Origin of the sequence: Streptomyces himastatinicus ATCC 53653, assembly GCF_000158915.1 — a bacterium.
Lineage (GTDB): Bacteria > Actinomycetota > Actinomycetes > Streptomycetales > Streptomycetaceae > Streptomyces > Streptomyces himastatinicus.
Map to the genome: position 1 here is coordinate 2,099,536 of NZ_GG657754.1, position 20,221 is coordinate 2,119,756.

19 protein-coding genes and 2 pseudogenes are annotated in these 20,221 nt (G+C 70.0%); 10 read left to right on the plus strand and 11 right to left on the minus strand.

The features are described 5' to 3' along the window. The 4 genes and pseudogenes from SSOG_RS08250 to SSOG_RS08265 all read right to left on the minus strand — a co-directional run. On the minus strand, positions 1 to 606 hold a 606-nt coding region (locus SSOG_RS08250; RefSeq protein ID WP_009713752.1), incomplete at its 3' end, for an aldo/keto reductase. After that, positions 606 to 2,037, minus strand: a pseudogene (gene argH / locus SSOG_RS08255) (argininosuccinate lyase). The gene SSOG_RS08250 and the pseudogene argH, both read right to left, overlap by 1 nt. Positions 2,038 to 2,117: 80 nt before the next feature. Further along, positions 2,118 to 3,314: an argininosuccinate synthase gene (locus SSOG_RS08260; RefSeq protein ID WP_039936912.1), complete on the minus strand. Its 1,197-nt coding sequence runs from the start codon at positions 3,312 to 3,314 to the stop codon at positions 2,118 to 2,120. 170 nt (positions 3,315 to 3,484) lie between these two features. Beyond that, the gene (locus SSOG_RS08265; RefSeq protein WP_009713755.1) at positions 3,485 to 4,222 is read right to left on the minus strand and encodes an alpha/beta hydrolase; all 738 of its coding nucleotides are present in this window, start codon (positions 4,220 to 4,222) and stop codon (positions 3,485 to 3,487) included. A gap of 307 nt (positions 4,223 to 4,529) precedes the next feature. On the opposite strand from SSOG_RS08265, the gene SSOG_RS08270 reads away from it, so the two are divergent. Further along, positions 4,530 to 5,714: a macrolide family glycosyltransferase gene (locus tag SSOG_RS08270; protein WP_009713756.1), complete on the plus strand. Its 1,185-nt coding sequence runs from the start codon at positions 4,530 to 4,532 to the stop codon at positions 5,712 to 5,714. On the opposite strand, the gene SSOG_RS08275 is transcribed toward SSOG_RS08270, so the two are convergent. Further along, a complete protein-coding gene (locus SSOG_RS08275) occupies positions 5,686 to 6,717 on the minus strand; it encodes a Gfo/Idh/MocA family oxidoreductase (protein ID WP_009713757.1) in 1,032 nt (343 codons plus the stop codon). The two genes, SSOG_RS08270 and SSOG_RS08275, sit on opposite strands and share 29 nt — an antisense overlap. Before the next feature lie 138 nt (positions 6,718 to 6,855). Here SSOG_RS08275 and SSOG_RS08280 point away from each other — a divergent pair, with 138 nt between their 5' ends. Then, positions 6,856 to 7,143 (plus strand): hypothetical protein, encoded by a 288-nt coding sequence (locus tag SSOG_RS08280; protein ID WP_154685907.1) that lies wholly within the window; start codon positions 6,856 to 6,858, stop codon positions 7,141 to 7,143. On the opposite strand, the gene SSOG_RS08285 is transcribed toward SSOG_RS08280, so the two are convergent. Then, a complete protein-coding gene (locus tag SSOG_RS08285) occupies positions 7,124 to 7,573 on the minus strand; it encodes an ATP-binding protein (protein ID WP_039936916.1) in 450 nt (149 codons plus the stop codon). The two genes, SSOG_RS08280 and SSOG_RS08285, sit on opposite strands and share 20 nt — an antisense overlap. 168 nt (positions 7,574 to 7,741) lie before the next feature. On the opposite strand from SSOG_RS08285, the gene SSOG_RS08290 reads away from it, so the two are divergent. The 3 genes from SSOG_RS08290 (at position 7,742) to SSOG_RS08300 (ending at position 10,110) form a co-directional block, all read left to right on the plus strand. Continuing rightward, the gene (locus tag SSOG_RS08290) at positions 7,742 to 8,575 is read left to right on the plus strand and encodes a helix-turn-helix domain-containing protein (protein WP_009713760.1); all 834 of its coding nucleotides are present in this window, start codon (positions 7,742 to 7,744) and stop codon (positions 8,573 to 8,575) included. Then, a complete protein-coding gene (locus tag SSOG_RS08295; protein WP_009713761.1) occupies positions 8,572 to 8,817 on the plus strand; it encodes a DUF397 domain-containing protein in 246 nt (81 codons plus the stop codon). The genes SSOG_RS08290 and SSOG_RS08295 overlap by 4 nt, the downstream gene beginning before the upstream one ends. A gap of 126 nt (positions 8,818 to 8,943) precedes the next feature. Continuing rightward, positions 8,944 to 10,110 carry a Cmx/CmrA family chloramphenicol efflux MFS transporter gene (locus SSOG_RS08300; protein ID WP_039936918.1) on the plus strand — a complete coding sequence of 389 codons (1,167 nt, stop codon included), beginning with the start codon at positions 8,944 to 8,946 and terminating at the stop codon, positions 10,108 to 10,110. On the opposite strand, the gene SSOG_RS08305 is transcribed toward SSOG_RS08300, so the two are convergent. The 3 genes from SSOG_RS08305 to SSOG_RS08315 all read right to left on the minus strand — a co-directional run bounded on the left by SSOG_RS08305 (position 10,091) and on the right by SSOG_RS08315 (position 14,047). Then, entirely contained in the window at positions 10,091 to 10,642 is a 552-nt protein-coding gene (locus tag SSOG_RS08305; protein ID WP_009713763.1) for a hypothetical protein, read from the minus strand. The two genes, SSOG_RS08300 and SSOG_RS08305, sit on opposite strands and share 20 nt — an antisense overlap. A 93-nt stretch (positions 10,643 to 10,735) precedes the next feature. Further along, positions 10,736 to 12,766, minus strand: a complete 2,031-nt coding sequence (locus tag SSOG_RS08310; protein WP_009713764.1) for a hypothetical protein — start codon at positions 12,764 to 12,766, stop codon at positions 10,736 to 10,738. Between the two features lie 39 nt (positions 12,767 to 12,805). Continuing rightward, the gene (locus tag SSOG_RS08315) at positions 12,806 to 14,047 is read right to left on the minus strand and encodes an ATP-grasp domain-containing protein (protein ID WP_009713765.1); all 1,242 of its coding nucleotides are present in this window, start codon (positions 14,045 to 14,047) and stop codon (positions 12,806 to 12,808) included. Between the two features lie 264 nt (positions 14,048 to 14,311). Here SSOG_RS08315 and SSOG_RS08320 point away from each other — a divergent pair, with 264 nt between their 5' ends. The 3 genes and pseudogenes from SSOG_RS08320 to SSOG_RS08330 all read left to right on the plus strand — a co-directional run bounded on the left by SSOG_RS08320 (position 14,312) and on the right by SSOG_RS08330 (position 16,944). After that, the gene (locus SSOG_RS08320; RefSeq protein WP_009713766.1) at positions 14,312 to 15,682 is read left to right on the plus strand and encodes a ferredoxin reductase family protein; all 1,371 of its coding nucleotides are present in this window, start codon (positions 14,312 to 14,314) and stop codon (positions 15,680 to 15,682) included. 14 nt (positions 15,683 to 15,696) lie between these two features. Continuing rightward, on the plus strand, positions 15,697 to 16,146 hold the full coding sequence (locus SSOG_RS08325) for an FMN-binding protein (RefSeq protein ID WP_009713767.1): 450 nt from the start codon (positions 15,697 to 15,699) through the stop codon (positions 16,144 to 16,146). 53 nt (positions 16,147 to 16,199) lie between these two features. Further along, positions 16,200 to 16,944, plus strand: a pseudogene (locus SSOG_RS08330) (FAD:protein FMN transferase). Positions 16,945 to 16,965: 21 nt separating this feature from the next. Here SSOG_RS08330 and SSOG_RS08335 read toward each other — a convergent pair. Next, complete coding sequence (locus SSOG_RS08335) at positions 16,966 to 17,352, minus strand: DUF488 domain-containing protein (RefSeq protein WP_039936921.1); 387 nt, start codon at positions 17,350 to 17,352, stop codon at positions 16,966 to 16,968. Between the two features lie 51 nt (positions 17,353 to 17,403). On the opposite strand from SSOG_RS08335, the gene SSOG_RS08340 reads away from it, so the two are divergent. Then, a complete protein-coding gene (locus SSOG_RS08340; protein ID WP_009713770.1) occupies positions 17,404 to 17,994 on the plus strand; it encodes a pyridoxamine 5'-phosphate oxidase family protein in 591 nt (196 codons plus the stop codon). A 57-nt stretch (positions 17,995 to 18,051) separates the two neighbouring features. Continuing rightward, a complete protein-coding gene (locus SSOG_RS08345) occupies positions 18,052 to 19,041 on the plus strand; it encodes a bile acid:sodium symporter family protein (protein ID WP_009713771.1) in 990 nt (329 codons plus the stop codon). Between the two features lie 592 nt (positions 19,042 to 19,633). On the opposite strand, the gene SSOG_RS08350 is transcribed toward SSOG_RS08345, so the two are convergent. Then, complete coding sequence (locus SSOG_RS08350; protein ID WP_009713772.1) at positions 19,634 to 20,206, minus strand: arginine repressor; 573 nt, start codon at positions 20,204 to 20,206, stop codon at positions 19,634 to 19,636. Positions 20,207 to 20,221 lie beyond the last annotated feature (15 nt).

Genomic DNA, 20,221 nt, shown 5'->3' on the forward strand with positions numbered 1-20,221 from the left:
CGTACGGAACAACGGGCACCCATCCGCCTCGACCTCCAGCGCGGCGCGAATCGCGTCACCCTGCGCGGGACCGCTGGTGGAGATGCCGACCGTGACGCCCTCCGCCGCGAGCCGGGCCAGTCGGGCGTGGAGGGCGGGGTCGGTGAGGGCAGGGGACTCCGGCGTCACGGAGTGGATCTGGTAGAGGTCCAGGTGGTCGCCGAGGAGGGCGCGGGTCTCCTCGCGCTGACGCTCGTACGTGGCAAGCGAGTGATCCTTGACCTCGTGCGCGTCGGCGTCCATGCGCCAGTCGGCCACATACGTGTAGCCCCACTTGCTGCCGACCACCACGTCCCCCGCCGCCTCCGGCCGGGCCCGCAGCCAGTCGGCGAGGAACTCCTCGGCAAGCCCGTACGAGCGGGCCGCGTCCAGATAGCGCACCCCCGCCGCGTACGCGGCGTCCAGCAGCTCGTGCGAACGGCGCCGCATCGCCTCGACGGTGCGGTCGGCCGGGAGGTCCCGGTCCCGGCCGAGGTTGATGTAGCCGGGGCGGCCGACCGCGGCCAGGCCGAGCCCGATCCGGGACACCGGCGTGGCGGCGGCAGCAGCGGCAAGGGAGACGGACATCAGCGCTTCGCGTCCGCCCACGCCCGCTGCGCGGCGAGGTCCGTCTTGACCTCGGCCAGCTGCGCGGCCACGGCCGAAGGGGCGGTGCCACCGCGCCCGCTGCGCGAGGCCAGCGCGCCCGGCACGTTCAGCACGCCGCGCACCTCGGGGGTCAGATGCGGGGAGATCTTCGCGAACTGCTCATCCGTCAGCTGATCCAGCTCGATCCCGGTCAGCTCGCACTCCTTGACGCACGCGCCCGCGACCTCGTGCGCCACCCGGAACGGCACGCCCTCCCGGACGAGCCACTCGGCGATGTCGGTGGCCAGCGAGAACCCGGCGGGGGCCAGCTCCTCCATGCGCTCCCGGTTGACGGTCAGCGTCGCCATCATGCCGGTGAAGGCGGGGAGCAGGACCTCCAGCTGGTCGCAGGAGTCGAAGACCGGCTCCTTGTCCTCCTGGAGGTCGCGGTTGTACGCGAGCGGCAGGGCCTTCAGCGTGGCCAGCAGCCCGGTGAGGTTGCCGATGAGGCGGCCGGACTTGCCGCGGGCCAGCTCGGCGATGTCCGGGTTCTTCTTCTGCGGCATGATCGAGGAGCCGGTGGAGAAGGCGTCGTGGAGGGTCACGAAGGAGAACTCCTTCGTGTTCCAGATGATGATACTCCTCGGCGATCCGCGACAGGTCGATGCCGATCATCGCGGTGATGAAGCCGAACTCGGCGGCGAAGTCACGGGCCGCCGTGCCGTCGAGCGAGTTGGCGGACGAGCCGTGCTCGAAGCCCAGGTCGGCGGCGACGGCCTGCGGGTCCAGGCCCAGCGAGGACCCGGCGAGCGCGCCCGATCCGTACGGCGAGACGGCCGTCCGCTCGTCCCACTGCCGCAGCCGCTCCGCGTTCCGCGACATCGCCTGGACGTGGGCGAGGACGTGGTGGGCGAAGAGCACCGGCTGGGCGTGCTGGAGGTGGGTGCGGCCGGGCATCGCGACGTCCGGGTGGGCCTCGGCGAGCCCGACCAGCGCCTCCTGGAGGTCGGCGATCAGACCGCCGATGATCCGGGCGTGGTCGCGCAGGTACATCCGGAAGAGGGTGGCGATCTGGTCGTTCCGGGACCGCCCGGCGCGCAGCTTGCCGCCGAGGTCGGGGCCGAGCCGCTCCAGCAGCCCGCGCTCCAGCGCGGTGTGCACGTCCTCGTCGGCGATGGTGCCGGTGAAGTCGCCGGAGGCGACGTCGGCCTCCAGCCGGTCGAGCCCGGCGAGCATCCGCTCCAGCTCGTCGGCGGTCAGCAGATCGGCCGCGTGGAGCACCCGGGCGTGGGCACGGGAACCGGCGATGTCGTACGGCGCCAGGCGCCAGTCGAAGTGCACCGAGGCGCTGAGCTTCTCCAGTGCCTCCGCGGGCCCGTCGGCGAAGCGGCCGCCCCAGAGCCGGACGTCGCCTCCTTTGCCGTTGCTCACGCTGTTGCTCCTCAAGGCTGTGGGTGTGCGACCGCCTCCCCGCCGGGTGGCGGGAGGCGTGTCGTACGTCTGCTACGCAGTTACTGCTGAAGGTCCCGCTTCGCGGCGATCTTGCTGGACATCCCGAACAGCTCGATGAAGCCCTTGGACAGCGACTGGTCGAAGGTGTCGCCCGTGTCGTAGGTCGCCAGGTTGAAGTCGTACAGCGACTGCTCCGACTTCCGGCCGGTGACGACGGGGCGGCCGCCGTGGAGGGTCATCCGGATCTCGCCGGTGACGTGCTCGTTGGCCTCGGCGATGAAGCCGTCCAGGGCCCGCTTGAGCGGCGAGAACCACAGACCGTCGTAGACCAGCTCGCTCCACCGCTGCTCGACCTGCCGCTTGTAGCGGGCCAGCTCGCGCTCGACGGTGACGTTCTCCAGCTCCTGGTGGGCGGTGATCAGCGCGATGGCGCCGGGGGCCTCGTAGATCTCCCGGGACTTGATGCCGACGAGCCGGTCCTCGACCATGTCGATCCGCCCGATGCCCTGCGCCCCGGCCCGCTCGTTGAGCTGCTGGATGGCCTGGAGGACGGTCACGGGCTGGCCGTCGATGGCCACCGGGACGCCCGCCTTGAAGGTGATGATGACCTCGTCGGCGTCCCGCTGGGTGGCCGGGTTCGAGGTGTACTCGTACACGTCCTCGATCGGCGCGTTCCAGATGTCCTCCAGGAAGCCGGTCTCGACGGCCCGCCCGAAGACGTTCTGGTCGATCGAGTACGGGGACTTCTTGGTGGTCGCGATCGGCAGGCTCTTCGCCTCGCAGAAGGCGATGGCCTTGTCCCGCGTCATCGCGTAGTCACGGACCGGGGCGATGCACTTCAGGTCGGGCGCGAGGGAGGAGATCCCGGCCTCGAACCGCACCTGGTCGTTGCCCTTGCCGGTGCAGCCGTGGGCCACGGTCGTGGCGCCGTGCTTCCGCGCGGCGGCGACGAGGTGCTTGACGATGGTGGGCCGGGAGAGCGCCGAGACCAGCGGGTAGCGGTCCATGTACAGGGCGTTCGCCTTGATCGCCGGGAGGCAGTACTCGTCGGCGAACTCGTCCTTGGCGTCCGCGACCTCCGCCTCGACCGCCCCGCAGGCGAGCGCGCGCTTACGGATGACGTCCAGGTCCTCACCGCCCTGGCCGACATCCACGGCAACGGCGATGACCTCGGCGCCCGTCTCCTCGGCGATCCAGCCGATGGCGACGGAGGTGTCCAGGCCGCCCGAGTAGGCGAGTACGACGCGCTCGGTCACGGGTTTCTCCTTACGGTCCATGCACTGACTGGCATAAGTATGCACTGGCCCGTATGTTTCGTCAACGCGGCAGGTGAGGACCGGGGCACCTTGATGAAGGGGCCGCGGCGCTGGTGGCCCGGTGCCGCCCCGAGCGGCCGGTACCGGCGCGATCGGGGCGGTTGTGGCGGCTAGCTCAGGTGCCGGGTGAAGAACCGGGCCGCGGCGTCCCCCGCGGACTGCGGGACGCCGGTGTGCCCGCCCATGTTGGCGTTCAGTGTCTTCTCCTTCGAGCCGAAGGCGTCGAACAGATCCAGGGCCGCCTGCCGGTCGTTCCCTTCGTCGTCCCACTGGAGCAGGACATACAGCGGAATGGTGACCTGCCGGGCCTCCTCGAACAGGGCGCGGGGCACGAAACTCCCGGCGAACAGACCGGCGGCCACGATGCGCGGCTCGACCACCGCCAGCCGGACCCCGATGGCGATCACTCCCCCCGAGTACCCGACCGGGCCGCCGATCCCGGGCAGCGCAAGGAGGGCGTCCAGGGCGGCCTGCCATTCCGGGACCGCCTTTTCGACCAGCGGGAGGACGAGCCGGTCCACGATCTCGTCGTCGACCGGCTCGCCGGCCTCCAACGCCCGGTGCAGGTCGGCGCGGGCCTGCTCGGCAGCGGCGGAACGGGGCCGGTCACCGCTCCCGGGCAGCTCGATGGTGGCCGTGGCGAAGCCCTCCGCCGCGGAGTGCCGGGCCCGGGCCACCAGTCGGGGGTACATCTTGTGCAGTCCGCCGGGGTGGCCGAGCAGGATCAGCGGCACCGGTGCGGATGCGGATGCGGATCCGGGCGTCCACAGGATGCCGGGGATCTCGCCGAGGGTGAATGCGCGCTCGAGGACGCCGTCGTCGAGGCGCTGCTCAGAAGTGAATCGCATGGTCGTGCCTTTCGGGAGTGCGCGTGAACGGCGCTCCCGGACGACCTGCCTATCGCCCGACCGTGACCCCGGAGGGGAGCACCCATGTCGATACGTTCACGGGTACCACCTCCTCGTTCTCTCGCACGGCCTCCGGAAACGTAGCAGTGGTCGCCGTGGTCCGCCAACGGGTTTTCCGCGGAGGCTCCGCGGTCACCGGCTACGCCCCAACTACCGCCTCGCCAGGGGCACTTCACCAGGTACGTACGGACTATCATGCCCTCGCCACACGCCCACCCCGTCCCGCGCCAGAAACGAGTGATCGCCCATGTCCCGTCGCCGCGCCCATATCGCGATGGTCGGCGTCCCCACCATCAGCCACGTTCTGCCCAGCCTCCCGCTCATCCGTGAGCTGGTGGCCCGCGGGCACCGGGTCACCTACGCCAACGACCCGTCCGTGGCCGACCGGATCGAGTCCACCGGCGCGGAGCTGGTGCCCTGCACCTCCACCTTGCCCGTCGCGCACAGCGACTGGCCCGCCGATCCCATCGCCGCGGCGGGCCTCTTCCTGGACAACGCCGTCCAGGCGCTCCCGCAACTGCGCGCCGCCTACGACGACGATCCGGCCGACCTGTACCTCTACGACATCGGTGCCAGTGCCGCGCGTGCCCTCGCGGAAGCGCAGGGCCGTCCCCTCGTGCAGCTGTCCCCGACGTTCGTCGGCTGGGACGGCTTCCAGGAGGAAGTCGCGGTGCATCTGCGGAAGCTGCCGGGCGCCGACGCGTACCGGGACAGGTTCGCGCGGTGGCTCGCCGACTGCGGTGCAACCACCACGGACGTGGACGCGTTCTCCGGCCTGCCCGCCCGGGCGCTCGCCCTGATCCCGCGAGCGATGCAGCCGCACGCCGACCGCGTCGACACCGACACGGTGACCATCGTCGGCCCCTGCCTCGACACCGAAGCGGACACGGCTGGCTGGACCCGCCCGGCGGCCGCGGACAACGTCATGCTGATCTCGCTCGGTTCGTCGTACACGCGCCAGCTGGAGTTCTACCGCCAGTGCGTCGCCGCCTTCGGCGACCTGCCCGGCTGGCACGTTCTTCTCCAGATCGGCAAGCACATCGAGCCCGAGGAACTCGGCACCATCCCGCCCAACATCGAGGTGCACTCCTCCTGGATCCCGCAGCGGGCGATCCTGGAACAGGCCGACGCCTTCGTCACTCACGCGGGCATGGGCAGCTGCGGCATCGGGCTCCTCGCCGGGGTTCCCATGATCGTCGTGCCGCAGGCAGCCGAGCAGTTCATGAACGCCGACCGGCTCGTGGAACTCGGCGTCGCCCGCCGTGTGGACACCGCCGACGCCACCGCCGAGACCCTTCGCGCGGCACTGAACGACCTGGTCACGAATCCGGAACGCAGCGTCCGGTCCAAGCAGTTGCAGGCCGACACCCTGGCCGAGGGCGGCACCCCGCGCGCCGCCGACCTCATCGAGAGCATGCTGGCCGCCCGCTGACGCGGACGGCCGCCTCGGAGATCCGGGCGAGCAGTTCGGCGGTACGCACGGTCGTGGCGGCCCATGCGGCGTGGCCGGGGTCCGCCCCCGTGGCCTGCGTCCGCCGAACCGCGTCGGCGAAGGAGGCCACTGAGTTGGCGAACTGGTGCTCGGCGGGGAGCACGATCTCCTCGGCGTGGTCCTGCTCGTCGATGCGGATCACCGGCGACATGGTGTGCGGCGGAGTGAACGCCCGGTCGACGGTCAGTCGCGCCTTGCTGCCCCACAGCGTGTACGTCGAGCCGTAGCTGTGCTCGAAGCCGAAGGTGAGCGCGGCGGTGGCCCCGGCCGTCGCCACGAGCAGGGCGCTGCCCGCTACGTCGACCCCCGCCTCCGGCCCCTCGCGCAGTGCGGAACCGGCGACGGTCAGCTCGTCGCCGAGGAAGTACTGGGCGAGCCGGACGGGATAGATCCCGGTGTCGAGGAGGGCCCCGCCGCCGAGGTCCGCCCGATAGCGCACGTCGGTGGGGGGCAGCGGCGGGATGCAGAACGACGCCTCGACGTGCCGGAGTTCCCCGATGCGGTCGTCCGCCACCATCCCGGCCACCCGCCGGTGCAGCCCGTGATGGACGAACGCGATGTTCTCCCGCAGCACCAGTCTTCGCTCCGCCGCCAGCCGCACCAGCTCCGCGGTGTCCTGTGGAGTGGTGGTGAGCGGCTTTTCGGCCAGCACGTGTTTGCCGTGGGTGAGCAGTTCACGCACCCATGGGTAGTGCAGGGCATTGGGCAGCGAGACGTAGACGGCGTCGATGTCCTCGCGTTCGATCAGCCGCTCATAGCCCTGTACGGCGGCGCAGCCGAAGTCGGCGGCGAAGTCATCGGCCTTCTTGCGGTCGCGGCTGGCGATGGCGGCGACCGTGGTGTCCGGGCACTCGCGCAACGCGGGGAGTGTCCGCCGCCGGGCGATCGAGGACGCGCCGAGAACGCCGACGCGAAGGGGGGCGGACCCGGAGGGCTTGTCCATCGCTCAGCACCGCTCCTCTTCGTGTATCAGGCTGTGCAGACCGTACGACTCTCCGTTCACTTCTGAAACCTGTCTCAGCCCTATCTGGCAATCATGGCCGAAAGACAGCGGTGTCGGCGCCGGTGCGGTGATGCCACCATGGCTGACGGGCGGGGGGCTCATCTGCGGACCGAGGGGGAGTCGGTGGCGGATAGGAAGAACCAGATGATCGTGCTCGGCGTGGTCGTGGTGGGGGTCCTGTGGATCAACGGCCGGGGCGACGTCGACGACAAGGGCGACGGCAAGTCGCCCACGCCGCACCAGACGGGGAAGTATCCCGTCCACTTCGAGAACGACGACGCGAAGAAGGACGACGGGAAGAAGGGCACCAAGAAGCCGGTGCCGCGCTCCACGGTGTCCTATCCGATCAAGTTCGACCGCAAGTGAGGTCGATCTCGGCCCAGACCGTCTTGCCCGGCCCCCGCCGCTCGGCCACGCCCCAGCGCGCGGCGAGCCCCGCGACCAGCAGCAGGCCGCGGCCGGTCTCGGAGTCGGGCGGCGGCGCGGCCGGTGCCTCGTCGACGGGCGGCCGTCCCTCGGTACGGGTGTCCGTCACCTCGACGCGCAGCGCGGTAACGGTACGCGTGAGTTGGACCTCGAAGTCCCGGCCGGGGACGCGACCGTGGGTGACGGCGTTGGCCGCCAGTTCGGCGACGACCGCGGCGACGAGATCGGATACCTCGCCGCGGTAGGGGAACCCCCACTCGTCCAGCTGCTGGAGCACCAGCAGCCGGGCGAGGCGGGCGCCACGGCGGGTGGAGCTGAAGCGATGGGTGAACTGGTCAGAAGTCGTGCGTGGATGCGCTGGGATTGGCATGGCGTCACCGTTCCGGCTCGACGTATGACCGGACCAGATCGGCTTCTCGTACGCTCCGTCACTGTACGAGTACGCGTGGTGGACTGTACGAATAACGGACCGTGACCATGGCCGAGTTGGGCCGATAGTCAGGTTCAGTACGGATGGCACCACCGGAGGTGGCCGCAGATGGCGGACAACGCGGGCATGAACAACGAACCGGAGTCCTCGGACAGCCTCAAGACGTTCGGGGCGATCGTCAAGGTGTTTCGAGAACGCGCGGGCTACACCCAGGAGCAACTGGCGCCGCTGCTCCGGTACTCGGTCCAGACCCAGGCCTCGATCGAACAGGGGCGGCGATTTCCGCAACGGGAGTACGTGGATCGGGCAGAGGACGTTCTCGATGCGTTCGGGGTGCTGCGAGCGGCGGCGAAGTGTCTGGTGCGGAAGCCGGGGTTGGCGGCGTGGTTCAAGCAGTGGGCCGCACTTGAGGAGCAGGCGATCAGCCTGTGTACGTACGAGTGCCGGTTGATTCCGGGTTTGTTGCAGAACGAGGTGTACGGCCAGGCAGTGTTTCACAGCACGGTCCCACCACTGACGGACGATGAGATCGTGACGCGACTCGCCGCCCGCCGAGAACGTCAACGCCTGCTCTGGGACAGGCCGAACACCGCGTTCAGCTTCATCTTCGAGCAGGCGCTACTGAACCGGCACACGGGCGGCACCGAGGTGACCAAGGCGCTCATCGACCACTTGCTGGAGTGCGCTGAGCTGCGAAACGTCGAGATTCAGATCATCCCGCTCGTACAAGAGACACACTCGGCACTCGAAGGTCCCATGCAGTTACTGGAAACCCCGGACAACCAGTGGTTCGGCTACTTGGAAGGCCAGCGAAGCGGTCAGTTGATCACTGACCCGAAAGAGGTCAGCGTTCTCCAGATGCGGTATGCCAAACTGCGCTCACAGGCTCTTACGCCTGAAGACTCCGTGAGCTTGCTGAGGCAGATCCGAGGAGCGCTATGAGCACCGAGCTTGCCTGGTTCAAGAGCAGCTACTCCACTGGCGACGGCGACAGCTGCGTCGAGGTCGCCCTCTCCTGGCACAAGTCCACGTACAGCGGTGGCGATGGCGACAGCTGCGTCGAGGTCGCCACCTGCCCCGAGGACACCGTCCGCGTCCGGGACTCCAAGGACAAGCAGGGTCCCCAGCTCGCCTTCTCCCCCACCGCATGGGCCGCGTTCGTCACCCACACGGCGAACCGCTAACCTGACCGCCGTGTCCAGTCCAGAGGCATCCAGGCTCTAGCCACCGGTCGTTCGGTGGCGCCTTCATCACCGGGCTACCGGTCTCCGCAGTTCTCTCCGTCTTTCATGCCGGTGTGTGGAGTCTTCATGCCTTTTGCCATCTATGTGCTCGGACTGGCGGTCTTCGCCCAAGGCACATCCGAATTCATGCTGTCCGGCCTCGGGCCGGACATCGCAAGCGATCTGAACGTGTCCATCCCCGCCGCGGGCGCGCTGACCTCGGCGTTCGCGGTGGGGATGATCGTGGGGGCGCCCCTGATGGCGGTCCTCAGTATGCGGTGGCCGCAGCGCAGCGCGCTGCTGGTGTTTCTGACGGCGTTCATGGCCGTCCATGTCGTCGGCGCCGTCACCACCAGCTTTGCCGTGCTGCTGGCCACCCGGGTGCTCGGGGCGCTGGCCAACGCCGGGTTCCTGGCCGTGGGGCTCGCGGCGGCGACCGGGATGGTCTCGTCCAGCGCGAAGGGGCGGGCCACGTCCGCGCTGCTGGGCGGGGTCACGCTCGCGTGTGTCGCCGGGGTTCCGGCCGGGGCGCTGCTGGGGCAGGTCTGGGGGTGGCGTTCGGCGTTCTGGGCGGTGGCGCTCGTCTCCGTACCGGCGCTGTTCGCCATCGTGCGGTCGGTTCCGCGTACCGAAGCGGTGGAGGCGCCGAGCGCACGCGGTGAGCTGCGCGCGCTGCGCAGTCCCCGGCTGCTGGTGACGCTGGGGCTGGGGACACTCGTAAACGCCGCGACGTTCTGCACGTTCACCTATCTGTCGCCGCTCATCACGAACGTGAGCGGCTTCGGAGAGTCCTGGGTGCCCGCCGTGCTGGCGCTCTTCGGGCTCGGGTCGTTCGCCGGGGTGACCGTCGCAGGGCGGTGGTCCGACGCGCGGCCGATGCTGGTCCTGGTGCCGGGCGGGGCGGCCCTGCTCGTCGGCTGGCTGCTGCTGTCGGTGGGCGCGGACCGGCCGGGCGTGGCGGTCGTGCTGGTGCTCGTACAGGGGATGCTGTCGTTCGGTGTCGGCTCGACGCTGATCACGCGGGCGCTGTACGCGGCGGCCGAAGCGCCCGCGCTGGGCGGTGCGTTCGCGACCGCCGCCCTCAATGTGGGGGCGGCGGCCGGTCCCGCTCTGGGCGGGCTCACCCTGGGCGCGGGGCTCGGCTACCGTTCGCCGGTCTGGGTGAGCGCGCTGCTGGTGGCGCTGGCGTTCGCCGTGGCGGGGCTGGCAAGCGCGGCCCCGTCCGGGGCGCTCGCTAGCCGCCGCGGACGATGAGGAACAGGAACCACAGGATGGGCAGCAGCGCCACGTACGCCGCGGGGCGCTGAAGCACGGACTTCCCGGGGTCGGGGCGCGCACCGTACGGAGCGGGTCCCGGCTCCGGGAGCTTGTTGAGCTTCCCGCGGACCACCAGGTTGCTGATGATCGTGTACGGGTTGAAGATCACCATCGAGAACGGGCTCCACCAGCCCTGCCACAGCGTGTTGGTCGTCGCCTCACGGCGCATCGCCGTACCGCACGTACGGCAGTACGGTCCCGGCCACTTCTGGAACCGCATCATGATCAGCATGCCGACGTGGCCGCGGATGGTGACCTCCGCCGCCGGATACGACGCGCAGACCCGGCAGGCGGGCACCTGCGGCACCCCGGCCATCGGCTGGCCGTAACCGGCGGCCGGATGCGGATGCTGGCAGTAGTGGGGCTGCTGCTGCGGCTGACCGTACGGAGCGTGCGGTGTGGCGTACGGATTCCCCTGGGGCGGCGCGGAGGCGTACGGGTTCCCCTGCGGCTGGGGCGGCATCGACATGACGTTCCTAACCAAGAATGACGTGGTCAGCGATCATACGATCCCGAAACGAGCATCAGGTGTGCGGAGTTCTTGTGCCTGCGACGAAGAGGCTCACAGGCTCGTGGGCCTTTCGAGGGCTTGCAGCATCCCCGCGGGTAGCCGGTCGTTGCCCCAGCTGCGCTCGATGTAGCCGATGATCCGCGCGATGTCTTCGGCGGGCACCCGCTCCGGTTCGCCGCTTTCGAGCGGGTCGGCGTGGAAGATGTAGAGCCGCGAGGCGAACTGGTCGAACGGCAGGGATGCCTCGCCGAACCGCTCGCCGTTGCCCGCGGTGGAGACGACGACGCCGTCGCCCCAGTCCTGGCCGCTGTCGTTGTTCGGGTTGAAGAAATACACGCGCATGACGTCCTGTGGGTCCGGCGCGGCCCGCAGGATCGTGATCGCGTGCCAGCCGACGTAGCGGGCCGCGCTGTCGGTGACGGCGACGCCGGCCGGCTGCGGATGGATCAGCGGCTGCTCGCCGTTGTAGGACGGGTGGTAGGTGGCGTGGAACTGCCGCAGGAACTCGTCGAGGTCGACCAGGTTTCCGGTCGCGACATCGACGTTGATGTGGAACCCACGCCCCGCCCACCAGCCGTGAAACTCGGGGTTGACCCACCGGTGCGGGTCCCCCGGCCGCTCGGCGCAGCGCCGCCCCATCTCGGCGTAGATCCGGTCCAGGTGGGGCACCACGAGCAGCGACACGGGGTCCAGGTCCATCGGCAGCGTGCTCGCGACTCCGGTCGCGCTGTCCTTCGACGAGATCGGCTGACCCTCGAAGTGCATGATGATCTCGTCGTCGCGGGCCGCCCAGACGACCATTTGCAGCAGGTAGTCCGGGTCGTTGTAGGACCACATCGACAGCGCGCGGGCCGACTGGCAGGTGGGGTTGTCGCCCTGGCCGACGCCGAGCGGCTGGCCCAGCATCGAGAGCACCCCCGCGACCAGCCGCGCCTGCGGCCCCGGCGTCTCGCCGAAAACCGTCGTCAACCGCTCCCGCGCGACCGGGGACAGCTCAAGTGCCAGCTGGCGCCACAGCGAGGGCACCACCGGCGGCTCGTAAAGGATGCCGCGGTCGAGCAGCAGCGCCAGCCCGTAGACGCTTTGCGCGGTCTGCGGGTGCACGGCCACCTCGATCAGCCGGTGCACCAGTTCGCTGTAGCGCAGCAGGCAGTTCCGGCCGGTGTCGGACAGCCCGAGCGCCTCACCGACGAGGTAGTCGCTCTCGCGCAGGAGGAACCGGAGCAGTTCCGCGTGGTACGGCGACACCAGGCCGGTGTCGTGCATCGCCCGCGCGAACCCCGCCGCCTCGTATTGGAGGCCGCCGGCGTCCATCACCTCGAGCCGGGAGCGGAAGACGTCGATGCCCGGGTCCTCCCGGCACGACTCGGTGGTCCCGAACAGGCTCGTGATGAGCCGGTCGATGCCCAGCCCAGACGACACACCGAGAGCGACGTCCGGATCGTCGAGGTAGAGCGAGATCCGGGTGATCAGGGACTGCACCGCCTCGACCTGGATCGGACGCTGGCGCAGGATCCGCCAGATCTCGTCGACCAGGTTGTCCAGGACGCTGTCGTAACCGATCCCGTCGGCGAGGTGGCGGAACAGGTCCCGGATGAGCTGTGCGGTCCGGCCCGCTTGGGTTCGCTCCGCCTCGCTGGGCGGGGTGAACAGCAGCTCCAGGTTCATTGCCAGCACCTGGGACAGGAACTGGCGGGCGTCCTCGGCGGACAGCGTCGGGTGCGCGAAGCCACCGCGGGCGACGGCGAGCATCCGCAGCTCGCTGGTCGCCTCCATGACAACGGTGTCCGCGTCTCCGCTGTGCAGGCCCGGGCCGACCAGGGCCGGGATGAGGATCTCCGGTGACGCCCAGTCCGTCCCCTGGAAGAGCCCGGCTTCCTCAAGGGCCTGCGCCCTGGCCTGGACCGCCGCGGGGCCGCCCGGCTGCATGAGCACCCGCCGCAATGCTTCCAGGACCCGCCGCAGCTTCGTGTGCTTGCCGAAGTCGCGGGTTTCGGCCATGGCCTGGATGGCGTCGTCGAGTGAGGTCACGCGCTTGTCCAGCGTCGTGGCCTCACTGCTGACGTCGACGGTCGGTTTCAAAGGGTTTCCTCGGGTAGGTCTCCTGCGTCGACGGGGTCGTCAGACGTAGAAGTCGAGCTCTTCCTGCTTCTTCAACAGGTCGCGCATCCGGTAGGGGTCGTCACCGAAGAAGTACACCAGACCCCAGTGGGTGCCGAACGCGGTCCTCTTGGTGACAGTCTCCTCGAGCGGCGTCGAGAGGTCGTGCGACTCGTAGTAGTCGTCGTCCTCGGTCTCCTCCGGGATCTCCAGTTCGCTGACGACGCGGCGGCGCGGGTAGACACCGAAGCAGCCGGCGACCCCGGAGGCGTCGACCACCTCGCGCGGGAAGAAGGCGTCGATTTCCTCCTCGGTAGTCTTCGGGTCGAAGGCCAACACCAGCCCATGGTAGGCGTTGAACCCGTATGCCCGCTCCAGCAGCTCGAACACCTTGAAGCCCGGTGGCCGGTAGGCGACCTCACCAAAGTACATCTCGCCGTCACTGGTGACGAAATACTCTGGGTGAACGAAGCCGAACTCGATGTCGAACGTCTTGATGAGCTTCTCGATCTGCGCCGTGATCTGCGGGCGGTACCGCTCCAGTTCCGGGGTTGCCGGCACGAACACCGAATATCCCAGCGTGACGTATTCGGAGATATTGAGGAACTTGATCTTCCCGTTGTGTACCCACGCCTCGACCGCGAACTCCCAGCCATCGAGGTGGGATTCCATGAGAACCGGGAACTCATCGTCCGGAATCGTGTCGATCTCGTCCGGGGTGCGGATGACGCGGTGCCCGAGGCATCCTGCCTTGTCGAACGCCTTGAGGTGGATCGGGTCGTTCGGGTCACCGTCCAGCTTGAGCAGCGTCTGATTGACGCGTTTGAGGAAGCGGATCACGTCGTCCCGGTCGTGGGCTTCCTCGAATATTCCGACCCGGATGCCGCCGAGTTGCGCGCGGCGCTTCATCAGCGCCTTGTCCCGCAGCAGCATGGCCTGACCGTACAAGCGCGGGTTGTCCAGCAGAACGGAGTTGATCGCCCCTGCCCATTCGACCGTTTCCTCGAACAGCGGGATCGCGACGTCGACACCCTCGTTCTGAAGAGTCTCGGCGATCTCCATGGAGCGGTCGTTGAGCCGTTCGAAATTCCACGGCAGGTAGGGGATGTCGTGGTCGACGCAGTACTCCTCGGCCCACTCCGGCGCCACGACGACGTATCTCCGGTCGAACCGATCGAGGGCTTCCACCGCGTTGAGACTCCAGCCAAGAAGCGCTACATAGCCTTTGTCCGGGTTCCTGGTGGTCGGTTCGACCTGTGGCATAGACAGTTTCTCCTTCGGCGCGTACGCGCATCGACGACGTGGCTCGCGCCTACCCGGCGATCTGCCATGCACACCCCACTCCCGCAGCGCAAGGATTTGTGGCGAAGCCGACACTGTCGGGAGGTCCGGCAGCAGGCCAGGCACCAACCCCCGTACCCGGCGCCGCGGTTCCGCAAGAAACAGGTGAATTTCTTCGCCCTTTGAGTCATCGTCCGCTCCCGCCCGTACCCCTGTGCACCGGAGCCCATAGGAAGGGGACGGGCCGTGACGACGCTATTGAACAGCCGGGCCGGTCGACGGCTGGCCTTGCGCCAGATTCGGCCACGGCGCTCCCCCGCCGTGCCGCTGGTGCTGCTGAGCTGGGCAGGGGCGGCAGCGGTGCTGTCCCTGTGGTGGTTCAACACCCCGAACGTCACCGGCAACGCCGCCTGGCTGAACGGCGCCGGGCGGCTCAGCGGGCTGCTCGCCGGGTACGTCCTGGCGCTGGTGGTGCTCCAGATGGCGCGGGTGCCCGCGCTGGAGCGGCGGGTGGGGTCCGACCGGGTGGCGCGGTGGCACGCGATGAGCGGGCGGTACGCGCTGTGCCTGATCCTCGCTCATGTCGGGCTGATCATCGCGGGGTACGCGACCCAGGGCGGTATCTCGTTCGTCGAGCAGACCGAGACCATGGTGCTCACCTTCCCCGACATGCTCGAGGCGACGATCGGCACGGTGACGCTCGTGGTGATCGGGCTGATCTCGGCCGGGATGGTGCGCCGCAGGCTTCCGTACGAGGTCTGGTACTACCTGCATCTGCTCACCTACGCGGCCGTCTTCCTGACCTTCTGGCACCAGCTCAGCAACGGCGCCGAGTTCGTGGGCGACATGACGGCGCAGACGGCGTGGTACGTGCTGTACGGCGTGGTCAGCGCGCTGGCGATCTGGTACCGGCTGCTGGTGCCACTGCGGCTGAACATGCGGCACCGGATGAAGGTCGAGGCCGTCGTCCAGGAGGCGCCCGGGATCGTCTCGGTGCTGATCAAGGGGCGCAAGCTGCACCGGATCGGCGCGGAGGCGGGCCAGTTCTTCCGGTGGCGGTTCCTGGCCCCTGGGCTGCGGTGGGGTTCCCATCCGTACTCGCTGTCCGCCCCTCCCCGGCCCAATCTGCTGCGCATCACGGTGAAGGCGGTGGGCGGGGGCAGTACCCGGCTCGCCGACCTCAAGCCCGGCACCCGGATCTGGGCCGAGGGGCCGTACGGGGCGATGACCGCGTCCCGCCGCAGCCAGGGCAAGGTGCTGATGATCGCCGGTGGGGCGGGCATCACCCCCATCCGCGCCCTGTTCGAGACGCTGCCCGGCAAGGGCGGCGACCTGACCCTGCTCTACCGCGCCCGGACCGTCGAGGACCTGGCGCTGTGGGGCGAACTGAAGCAGATCGCGACCGAGCGGGACGCCCGGCTGCTGTACGCCGTCAACGGCCCCGACGGGGCCCGGCCGGAGATCAGCGCCGAGCGGCTGCGGGCGCTGCTGCCGGACATCGACGAGCACGACGTCTATCTGTGCGGGCCCCCGGGCCTGACCGAGCACGCGTACGAGGCGCTGCACGACGCGGGGGTCCCCGACCGCCGTATCCATCATGAATCCTTCGAGCTGTGACCTGAGGTGGAGCCATGAAGAGGAAGCATCCGCTGCGCCGTATCCTGCTGGGCACCGCCGCCACCGTCGCCGGTGTCGTGGCGCTGCTCGCGCTGAAGCAGCCCGCCGGCGGCCAGAACGTCGCCGGACCGCCCGCCGGGCAGGCACCGCCCGTCGCGGCCACCGCGCCCCAGGGAGCGGGCGGCGGCGGTGGGCAGACGCTCACCGGCGACGTCGTCGACACGCAGTACGGTCCGGTGCAGGTCAGCGTCACCATGAGCGGCGGGAAGGTCACCGCCGCGCAGGCCGTCAAGACGCCGAACTCCGGGCCGCGCAGCGAACAGATCGCCAAGGACTCCATCCCCCAGCTCAACCAGCAGGCGGTGTCCGCCGCGAAGGTCGACACCGTGTCCGGTGCGACGTACACCAGCGAGGGCTACGCCAAGTCCCTCCAGAGCGCTCTCGACAAGGCGGGTACCAAATGACGTCCTACAGCGAGTACGGCGAGCCCGAGCCGCTGCGCCATGTCGAACACGTCATGGGCACCGTCTTCTCCTTCGACCTGCGCGAGGTCCACGACGCCGACCGGCCCCGGGTGCTGGCCGCGCTGGACGGGGCCGTGGTGGGGCTGCACCGGGTGGACGAGCTGTTCTCCACGTACCGCCGGGACAGCCAGATCAGCCGTCTCGGGCGCGAGGAGCTGACGCTGTCGCAGTGCGAGCCGGAGGTACGGGACGTACTGGAGCTGTGCGAGGAGTTCACGTACCGCAGCGACGGCTGGTTCACCCCGCACTACGCCGGGGGGCGGCCCGATCCGACCGGTCTGGTCAAGGGGTGGGCGGGTCGAACGCGCCGCCCGGATGCTGGCCTCGGCGGGCGCCGGTTCGGTGTGCGTCAACGGCGGCGGCGACGTACAGGTGCACGGCGGCCCGTGGCGGGTGGGCATCGCCGACCCGACGCGGCGCGGTGAGCTGCTCGCGGTGGTCGAGGCACACGGCGAGCTGGCCGTGGCCACCTCGGGCCCGGCCGAGCGCGGCTGCCACATCCTGGACCCGCACACCGGCCGCCCCCCGGCGGACGGCCTCGCCTCCGTGACGGTGGTCGGCACCAGCCTGACGGAGGCGGACGCCTGGGCGACGGCGGCCTGCGCGATGGGCGCCGAGCGCGCCCGCCCGTGGCTCCAGCGGCAGCCGGGCGCGGAGGCGTTCGTGGTGACGGCGGAGGGGACGACGTGGCAGACGAGCGGTTTCACGCGTTACTCGGCTGAGCTGTGCGTGTCATGAGAGCCCCGCTGGCCCCGCTGCTCAGCGGTGGCCGCGTACGGCGTCGGCCAGGAGCCCGGCGTGGCCGTGGCTCAGGTCCTTCACGGCCGTGAGCAGCGTGAGCGTGCCGTGTCCGGCCAGCTCGCGCAGATGGTCCACGGCCTCGCGGTGCTCCGGTTCGGCCAGCTCCGCGCGGTACCGCCGCGCGAATTCCGCGTACCGCTCCGGTTCGTGCCCGTACCAGCGTCGTAGCTCGGTGGAGGGAGCTGCGGCCTTGGCCCATTCGTCCAGACGGGCGTCGGCCTTCGCCAGGCCACGCGGCCAGATCCGGTCCACCAGGACGCGGGTGCCGTCGTCCGGCTCCGGCGCGTCGTACACGCGGCGGACCCGGATCCCGGGGCGGTCCCGCCGACCGTTTTTGTCTGCCATGTCTCCATCGAACCATCCCTGTGGCCTGGACCTGGGCGGATAATGCGCCACATGGGCAAAGAGTACGAACGTATCGACGGCAGACTTCGCACATTCATCGAACAGCAGAAGATCTTCTTCACGGCCACCGCGCCACTGGCCGGGGACGGCACCGTGAACCTGTCCCCCAAAGGGGTGTCCGGGTCGTTCGCCGTGCTCGACGAACTGACCGTGGTCTACCTGGACTTCTCCGGGAGCAACGCGGAGACCATCGCCCATCTGCGGGAGAACGGCCGCATCACGCTGATGTGGTGCGCCTTTGACGGGCCGCCGAACATCGTGCGGGTGCACGGGCGGGGTGAGCCGGTGTTCCGCGACGACCCTCGCTTCGCCGAGCTGGTCAAGCACTTTCCGTCTGTCGATGTGCATACGCACGGGCTGCGGGCCGTGATCGTGGTGACCGCCGAGCTGATCCGGGACACGTGCGGGTACGCGGTGCCCTTCATGGACTACCGCGAGGACCGTACGCTGCACGCCCAGCGGTTCCGGCGCGAGGACGACGAGACGAAGCTGACCGCTTACTGCGAGCGGAAGGAGCATGTCGCCAGCAGCCTGGACGGGCTGCCGGGGCTGCCGCTTCCGCTGCCGCCGCTGTCGTTGTAGCGACCACATAACGAGACGGTCTTGCGTTACGGGGCTTGTACGGCGTTCGATCACGCGGTGCGATCCGAACCCAAGAGCCCCGCGACGGACTCCGTAGAGCCCGTTGCCGAGCCCGCCGACCGGGCGGCCCGGCGCGCCGTCACCGTCTTCCCCCTGCTCGTCCTCGCCGCCGGAGTGGCGGGCCTGAGCACGCCCGGCACCTTCACCGGCTGGGCGCCGCAGGTGCCCTACCTGCTCGGCGTGATCATGTTCTGCATGGGGCTCACCATGACCCCGCAGGACTTCACCGGTGTGCTGAAGCGGCCCTGGGCGGTGGCGCTCGGGCTGGTCGCGCACTACGTGATCATGCCCGGGCTGGGGTGGCTCATCGCCCAGGGGCTCGGGCTGTCCCCGCAGTTGGCCGCCGGGGTCATCCTGGTCGGCTGCGCGCCGAGCGGGACGGCGTCGAACGTGGTGACCTATCTGGCGCGGGGTGATGTGGCCCTGTCCGTCTCGGTCGCCACCGTCTCGACGGTGCTCGCGCCGTTGGTGACCCCGCCGTTGACTTTGCTGCTGGCGGGGGAATTCCTGCCCGTGGACGCCGCGTCGATGGTCACCGACATCCTGAAGACGGTGCTGCTGCCGGTGGTGGGCGGACTGGTCGTACGGCTCGTGGCCGGGCGGCTGATCGTCCGGGTGCTGGGGGTGCTGCCGTGGCTGTCGGCCGTGACGATCGGGGTGATTGTCGCGGTGGTCGTCGCGGGCAGCGCGGAGGCGATTCGGTCGGCGGCGGCGTTGGTGCTGCTGGCCGTTGTGCTGCACAACGGGCTGGGGTTGGCCTTGGGATACGCGGCGGGGAAGGTCGCCCGTCTGGGCGCGCCCGCGAGCCGGGCGATGGCCTTCGAAGTCGGCATGCAGAACTCCGGCCTGGCGGCCTCACTGGCTGCGGCGCACTTCAGCCCTCTTGCCGCCCTGCCTGCGGCCGTGTTCTCCGTGTGGCACAACGTGTCGGGGTCGGTGGTGGCGGCGTGGATGGCGCGCCGCGGCCGCCGGTCGGAGGCGGTCTAGCCCCCACCCCGCCCCTCCCCGAACCCGGAGCTCCGCCCCGGCCCCCGCTCCTCAAACGCCGGAGGGGCTGAGTGGTCCCCGAACGCCGGAGGGCTGCGCCCCGGGGCTCCGCCCCGGCTCCCCTGGCGGGGGCTCCGCCCCCGGACCCCGCTCCTCAAACGCCGGAGGGGCTGGTGGTTACGCCGCCCGGAGGGGCTTGGTGGTGGGCTTCCGTTCCAGATAGCGCTGAGGGCGGCGCGCGGGCGCCCCGGACCACCCCTCACTCGCCGGGCGACTGACCCCCGTTGTGGGCAATCGTTCCGCGGAGGGGGCACCTCCCAGCGGTAGCTGGGGGAGGAACGGGTGGGCACAACCCGGCCACCGGCCCGCACCCGGCAGCGAAGCCCCAGGGGGCACCGCCCCGACCACCGGGCCCGCGCCCGGCAGCGAAACCCAAGGGGAAGCAACCCGGCCACCGGGCCCGCACCCTGCCGACGAAGCGCCAAGGGGCAACGCCCCAACCACCGAGCCGCACCCCGGCAGCGAAACCGCAAGGGGCAGCGCCCCGGCCACCGGGCCGCGCCCGGTAGCGGGACGTCGGGCCCCGTCCGACTCAGCGGGCCTTTTGGGCCAGGCGTAGGAGGTGGTCGGCCAGGGCCTGGCCGCCGGCTGGGTCGCGGCTGATGAGGAGCACCGTGTCATCGCCCGCGATCGAGCCGAGAATCACGTGCAGCTCCGCCGAGTCGATGGCCGAGGCCAGGAACTGGGCCGCGCCGGGTGGGGTGCGGAGGACGACGAGGTTGGCGGAGGCCTCGGCCGAGATGAGGAGTTCGGCCGCGAGGCGCGCCATCCGCGCCTCGCTGGCCGACTCGCCGAGCGGCGCCCGAGGCGTACGGTCGCCGCCCTCGCTGGGGACGGCATAGATCAGCTCACCGCCCGTGTTGCGGATTTTGACCGCGCCCAGTTCGTCCAGGTCGCGGGAGAGCGTCGCCTGGGTGACGGAGAGTCCGTCGTCGGCGAGGAGCTTCGCGAGCTGGCTCTGGGAGCGGACCGGCTGCCGGTTCAGGATGTCCACGATCCGGCGGTGGCGGGCGGTGCGGGTCTGCGGCACGGACGGCCCGTTGTGGTTCCCGTCGGCGTCGTGGGCGGTGTCGTTCGCCGCGTCGGTGTGCTGCGCCTCGGTCATCGTCTCGTCAGTCTC